4 protein-coding genes are annotated in these 6577 nt (G+C 50.2%); 1 reads left to right on the forward strand and 3 read right to left on the reverse strand.

Features of this window, described 5'->3' with window-relative positions:
• Nucleotides 1–152 precede the first annotated feature (152 nt).
• Both ccmB and ccmA read right to left on the reverse strand, forming a co-directional pair.
• Nucleotides 153–818 carry a heme exporter protein CcmB gene (gene ccmB, locus SU32_RS12275; RefSeq protein ID WP_053999665.1) on the reverse strand — a complete coding sequence of 222 codons (666 nt, stop codon included), beginning with the start codon at nucleotides 816–818 and terminating at the stop codon, nucleotides 153–155.
• Nucleotides 815–1411, reverse strand: coding sequence for a heme ABC exporter ATP-binding protein CcmA (gene ccmA / locus SU32_RS12280; RefSeq protein ID WP_053999677.1), 597 nt, complete (start codon nucleotides 1409–1411; stop codon nucleotides 815–817). Before ccmA ends, ccmB begins: the two co-directional genes overlap by 4 nt.
• Before the next feature lie 181 nt (nucleotides 1412–1592).
• Between ccmA and acnA the strand changes: the two genes are divergently transcribed.
• A complete protein-coding gene (gene acnA, locus SU32_RS12285; RefSeq protein ID WP_053999666.1) occupies nucleotides 1593–4283 on the forward strand; it encodes an aconitate hydratase AcnA in 2691 nt (896 codons plus the stop codon).
• Between the two features lie 215 nt (nucleotides 4284–4498).
• Here the strand turns inward: acnA and SU32_RS12290 are convergent, their stop codons facing one another.
• Complete coding sequence (locus SU32_RS12290; RefSeq protein WP_053999667.1) at nucleotides 4499–6289, reverse strand: methyl-accepting chemotaxis protein; 1791 nt, start codon at nucleotides 6287–6289, stop codon at nucleotides 4499–4501.
• Nucleotides 6290–6577: the final 288 nt, after the last annotated feature.

Consider the following 6577-nt stretch of genomic DNA (forward strand, 5'->3'; position numbering starts at 1 on the left):
CATATTAGGATAGGGACTGACGAAGCAGAGTCAAATTTTCGCGCGTAAAATTTGCATCAAATATCCCAAAAAGCTCAGGTTAAGAGCCAATTTAACCCATTGAAGATGCTTATTTTTATAAAATCACCGGCAAATGAGAACGGCAAAAAGGCCTAGTCACCGGCGTTTTTAAGTGCATAGCCCGCCGCAAACGGTCCTAAAACCGCAAAAAACAGCGTCAGCGCGGCAAGTAAAAGCATCGGTGCTTTAAACGGTGCGCCATCGACCACAGCGCCGAATGTCGCCATCACGCCAAAAATCAGAACCGGTATCACAAACGGCAAAATCACCACCGAAACCAGTAATCCGCCGCGCGGCAGCGAAACAGCAATGGCCGCGCCCACCGCACCGATAAATGTCACGGCAGGCGTACCGATCAACAATGTTAAGGCGGTGGCACCAATCGCTTTCCCGTCCATATTAAGCAACAGGCCAAGCAAAGGCGTCACAATAACCAGCGGCAATCCGGTCGTTATCCAGTGCGCCACACATTTGATAAACACGGCGAATGACAAAGGCATGATGTGACGGTTGAGCACCATTAAATCGAGAGAACCATCCTCGCGGTCAATCTGGAACAGCCGCTCCAGCCCCAAAAGCGAGGCCAGAAGCGCGCCAATCCATAAAATAGCAGGACCGATTTTCGCAAGCAGGTTCAAATCCGGCCCCATCGCAAACGGTGTTACCGCAGCCACAGCCAGATAGAACAAGATACCGATCAGGGCACCGCCGCCGGCACGAAGGCCCAGTTTAACATCGCGGATAAGCAAAGCCGTCATTTGTTTGGCTCCGCAAAGCGTAAATTCTTCATGGCATCGACACCCAATGACAGATGCGTTGCCGCTATCACCAGCCCGCCGGTTCTAAGATGGCGGACAATCAGCCGCGTGAACATATGTTCCGATGAATTATCCAGCCCCGTCGTCGGCTCGTCCAGAAGCCAGATATAGCGCGGTGACACGAACAGGCGAGCAATGGCAACGCGGCGTTTCTGACCCGTGGAAAGATCTGAAAACGGCACATCAAGAACATGGCCAAGGCCGACCTCTTCAAGCGCTTCCAGCGGCGTGCGTCCGCCCCCGCCATAATAATCCTGCCAGAAGCGCAGATTCTCTTTCACGGAAAGATTCGGCTTCATGCCATTGTTTGGGCCAAGATAATGGCTGTGCTCGGCAAGATGTCCGCCAGATATTTTAACGCTGCCTGCGCTGGGCGGCAAAAATCCGGCCAAAACACGCATCAAGGTTGACTTGCCCGCACCGTTAGGTCCTGTGATCGTCATGCCCTCACCGGCACGCAAACTAAAGCTGACGCCCTCAAAAATGCGCGTATCGCCACGGTCGGCCGCCAGATTTTCCGCAATGAGCTGCATAAGCACTCCAATTTTGCCGAGCAATGACATAGTTTTAGTCAAACTTGCAATGCAATCGTCTTTTTGACTTTAGAATGTCTTTAAATTTTCAGAGATTGCGATTAAGCAGTGCACCATAGTGACTGAATTCAGCGCCGATGCCAGCCAATTGGCAGCGCGCAACAATGGAAGGAAAAGAGCCATGTCAAAGATCGACAGCTTTAAATGCCGCAAAACAATGACGGTCGCGGGCAAAGAATACACCTATTACAGCCTCGCCGAAGCCGAAAAGAACGGCCTGACAGGCATTTCCAAACTGCCTTTCTCCATGAAAGTGCTGCTTGAAAACCTTCTGCGCAATGAAGACGACCGCTCTGTTACCAAAAAAGACATTGAAGCGGTTGCAAGCTGGCTGCAAAACAAAGGCACCGAAGGCTACGAGATTGCCTACCGTCCGGCCCGCGTTCTGATGCAGGATTTCACCGGCGTTCCTGCCGTGGTGGATCTGGCTGCGATGCGCGATGCGATGGTTTCGCTTGGCGGCGATGCACAAAAGATCAACCCGCTCGTACCGGTTGATCTGGTGATCGACCATTCGGTGATCGTTGATGAATTCGGCAACCCGAACGCTTTTGCCAAAAACGTTGAACTTGAATATGAGCGCAACGGCGAGCGTTACCGCTTCTTAAAATGGGGCCAGAAGGCGTTCAACAATTTCCGCGTTGTACCTCCGGGCACAGGCATCTGCCACCAGGTGAACCTTGAATATCTTGGCCAGTGTGTATGGACCAAGGAAGATTCGGGCGAAACAATTGCTTATCCGGACACTTGCGTTGGCACAGACAGCCACACAACCATGATCAACGGCCTTGGCGTTCTGGGCTGGGGCGTGGGCGGTATCGAAGCGGAAGCGGCGATGCTTGGCCAGCCGATCTCCATGCTTTTGCCGGAAGTCATCGGCTTCAAACTGAAAGGCAAATTGAAAGAAGGCGTCACCGCAACCGACCTCGTGCTGACCGTTGTGCAGATGCTGCGCCAGAAGGGCGTTGTCGGCAAATTTGTTGAATTTTACGGCGAAGGTCTTGATCACCTTACGCTCGCGGATGCGGCAACTATCGGCAATATGGGCCCTGAATATGGCGCGACATGCGGCTTCTTCCCGATTGACGATGAAACACTTAACTATCTGAACATCACCGGCCGCGACAAAGACCGTATCGAACTTGTCGAAGCCTATGCAAAAGAGCAGGGCATGTTCCGCACAGCCGGTTCTGAAGATCCGGTCTTTACCGACACACTTGAACTTGACCTCGGTTCTGTTGTGCCGTCAATGGCCGGTCCGAAACGTCCAGAAGGCCGCATCCCGCTTGAAAATGTCGGCGCCGGTTACCGCGATGCGTTCGTTTCAGAATACAAGAAGGACAAAGCCGAACTTGACAAGCGTTATGCGGTTGAAGGCGAAGACTTTGATCTTGGCAATGGTGATGTTGCGATCGCAGCGATCACATCATGTACCAACACCTCCAACCCGTCTGTTCTGATCGGCGCGGGTCTTTTGGCACGCAATGCCAACAAGCTTGGCATCAAGCAAAAACCTTGGGTTAAAACATCGCTGGCACCGGGCTCACAGGTTGTGGCCGAATATCTTGAAAATTCCGGCCTGCAAAAAGAACTCGACCAGATCGGCTTTAACCTTGTTGGTTTCGGCTGCACCACCTGTATCGGTAACTCCGGTCCGCTTGATGCGCCGATTTCCAAAACCATCAATGAAAAAGGTCTCATTGCATCGGGCGTTCTTTCCGGCAACCGTAACTTTGAGGGCCGTATTTCGCCGGACGTTCAGGCCAACTATCTGGCCTCACCGCCATTGGTTGTGGCTTATGCGCTGGCCGGTACAGTCAATATCGATCTGACATCCGAGCCGATCGGTCAGGACAAGGACGGCAATGACGTATTCCTGAAAGACATTTGGCCTTCCAACAAGGAAATCCAGGAATTCATCCAGAAATATGTCACACGCGAAATCTTCGCGGCCAAATATGCCGATGTGTTCAAAGGCGATGAAAACTGGCAGGCTGTGACCATTCCCGAAGGCCAGACCTATGCGTGGGAAGACACATCAACCTATGTGCAGAACCCGCCATATTTCGTCGGCATGTCAAAATCGGCAGGCTCGATTGACGACATCAAAGGCGCGCGCATTATGGGTCTGTTCGGTGACAAAATCACCACCGACCACATTTCGCCTGCCGGTGCGATCAAAGCACAGTCACCTGCCGGTTCTTACCTCATGGACAATGGCGTTGGCGTGATGGACTTTAACCAATACGGCACACGCCGCGGCAACCATGAAGTGATGATGCGCGGCACATTCGCCAATATCCGTATCCGCAACCATATGCTCGGCGCAAACGGCAAAGAGGGTGGCTTCACCATCCACTACCCGTCAAAAGAAGAAATGCCGATCTATGACGCAGCCATGAAATACCGCGAGGAAGGCGTGCCTTTGGTTGTCTTCGCCGGCGGTGAATATGGCAACGGTTCATCACGTGACTGGGCCGCAAAAGGTACAAATCTTCTGGGCGTGAAAGCCGTGATTGCCGAAAGCTATGAGCGTATCCACCGTTCAAACCTTATCGGCATGGGCGTTGTACCGTTCGTGTTTGAAGAAGGCACATCGTGGAAATCGCTTGATCTTGAAGGCGATGAAATGGTGACAATCGAAGGCCTGGCCGATGTGAAACCGCGCCAGAAAGTGGTTGCGAAAGTCACACGCAGCGATGGTTCAACTTTTGATTTGCCGCTTGTCTGCCGCGTCGATACAGCCGACGAGATCGATTACCTGAAAAACGGCGGCATTTTGCAAACCGTGCTGCGTGATTTGGCTGCCTAAGACAAGCGCACGCAGTGCGCGACGTCGTTGCACCGAAAGACAAGCGCAGCGACGTCGATAGGCGAAAGCTTTAGAACACAAACTAAAAACCCGCCCACAGAAATGTGAGGCGGGTTTTTAGATTAATACGATCGGGCTGGTCTTACTCTCCAGGAAAAAAAGAAATTGCCAAATCCCTGCCGTAATTGCTTAGGGCAGCGCTGCTAATAACGCTTCTAGAATTCTTCCCAGCTATCCTCTGCAATCGCTGCATTTCCATTGAATGCCAGAACAGGCTGCGCTTTTTTCTCAGGCGCTGAGGGTATTGGCTTCATTGGCTCGATATCAATCGGGGTGCGATGGGTCGTTTGTGGAGCCGGCTTGTGGCCAATATTGAACTTCTGAATGAGTTGGAACATTGCTTCAGCGTCATTAGCCAATCCGGAAGCAGTCGTTTTGGACTGCTCAACCATAGCTGCATTTTTCTGCGTGCTGCTATCGATAACATTGACCGCATTGTTGATTTCATTCAGCCCCGAAGACTGCTCTTTTGATGCCTCGACAATAGAGATAACGTTTTCCGTGACCTGCTGAACCTGCATGACAATTTCATCCAAAGCACTTCCTGTTTCTCCAACCAGGGACACGCCGTTTTTGACATGATCACTGGAAGCATCAATTAAATGCTTGATCTCTTTTGCTGCTTTCGCCGAGCGTTGTGCAAGCTCTCTTACTTCTTGAGCTACAACTGCGAAACCCTTTCCGGCTTCACCCGCTCTGGCTGCCTCCACACCGGCATTAAGAGCCAGCAAATTGGTTTGAAACGCAATTTCATCAATCATGCTGATTGTACTTTTGATTTCGCTGGACGACACCTTAATTTTGTCCATTGCAGAAACTGCCTGGCGTACGATGACTCCGGAGCGCTCCGCGCTTTCTTTGGTCTTTTTAACCATTTCGCCAGCTTGTTGCGCTTGCTCGCTCGAGCCGCGAATAGTTGCTGTCATCTCATCTAAAGAAGAGGCTGTCTCTTCTACCGAAGAAGCCTGCTCTTCTGTTCTTTGTGCGAGATCTTCAGAAGCAATACGTATTTCTTCTGAACCGCGGGCAATCGTCCCTGCATTTTGAGCGATTGACTGCATAGTGTGGCGTAAATTTTCCGCCGCAGAGTTAAAATCAATGCGTAATTTGTCGAGAGCAGGCAGAAACGGTTCGGAGATATTTTGCATTAGATCCCCGTCAGACAGCGCCCGAATTCCTTTCGCGAGGGCGTCAACACTATTGACGCGATCAGTAATATCGGTTGCGAATTTTACGACCTTAAATACGCGCCCATCCATGTCGAGGATTGGGTTATAGGACGCTTGGATATAGACTTTTTTCCCATTCTTACCAAAGCGCAAAAACTCCTCAGCGATAAACTCGCCTGAAGCTAAAGCCTTCCAAAAATCCCGATAGTCTTTACTTTTCGAGTACGCGGCTTCGCAAAACATGGAATGGTGCTTCCCCTGAATTTCGCTCAATTTATAATCAAGCGTTGCAAGGAAGTTTTCATTCGCCGTCAATATTTCACCGGTTGGCGTAAACTCGATGACCGCTTGCGCGCGAGACAATGCATCAAGTTTTCCGCTATCTTCAGCCGCCTTTAGTTTCGCCGCTGTAATATCGGTCGCAATCTTGACGACCTTGCATGGTTTTCCAGCTTTGAAAACCGGATTATAGGACGCTTCAATCCAGATTTCCCTGCCGCCCTTGCCAATACGCTTATATTGTCTCTGATCATATTCGCCGCGAGCCAGTTTTTTCCAGAAATCTTTATATCCTTCAGAACCTGCTTCGGCAGGTTCAACAAACATGCGATGATGTTGTCCGATGATTTCGCCGGGCTCATAGCCTACAGCAGCACAGAAATTTTCGTTGGCAAAAAGAATATTGCCTTTTAGATCGAACTCAATGATTGCTTGGGATTTACTTAATGCTTCCAGCACCGATTTTTCAGTTGACGCAAAAGCGCTTAAAATTGACATTGAATCTCCTGCAAATCTGTGATGATGACACACAGGCGGCTTGCCTTTGCGAAGCATCTCGATTCTTCGAATTTGTTTTTGTTTGATATGCGCACCGTCAAGCGCACAAAATTGTAATGAAACAATATATTTAGGCAGTCTGAACAGAAGGTTAAGACAAATCATTTAATTATAATTTGGTACTGGCGGTTAATAAAAAAGTTACCAAAATTAATAAAAAATTCTTATCCACCCCCACACCCCTGACCCCATAATCCTCCCCAAACAACGAGGACGATATGGACTGGC

The organism is Ahrensia marina (assembly GCF_001293565.1).
Taxonomy (GTDB): domain Bacteria; phylum Pseudomonadota; class Alphaproteobacteria; order Rhizobiales; family Rhizobiaceae; genus Ahrensia; species Ahrensia marina.

Bases quoted from the DNA above. Each gene is read 5' to 3' on its own strand.
- ccmB (WP_053999665.1), bottom strand. From the start codon at position 818: ATGACGGCTTTGCTTATCCGCGATGTTAAACTGGGCCTTCGTGCCGGC.
- ccmA (WP_053999677.1), bottom strand. From the start codon at position 1,411: ATGCAGCTCATTGCGGAAAATCTGGCGGCCGACCGTGGCGATACGCGC.
- acnA (WP_053999666.1), top strand. From the start codon at position 1,593: ATGTCAAAGATCGACAGCTTTAAATGCCGCAAAACAATGACGGTCGCG.
- SU32_RS12290 (WP_053999667.1), bottom strand. From the start codon at position 6,289: ATGTCAATTTTAAGCGCTTTTGCGTCAACTGAAAAATCGGTGCTGGAA.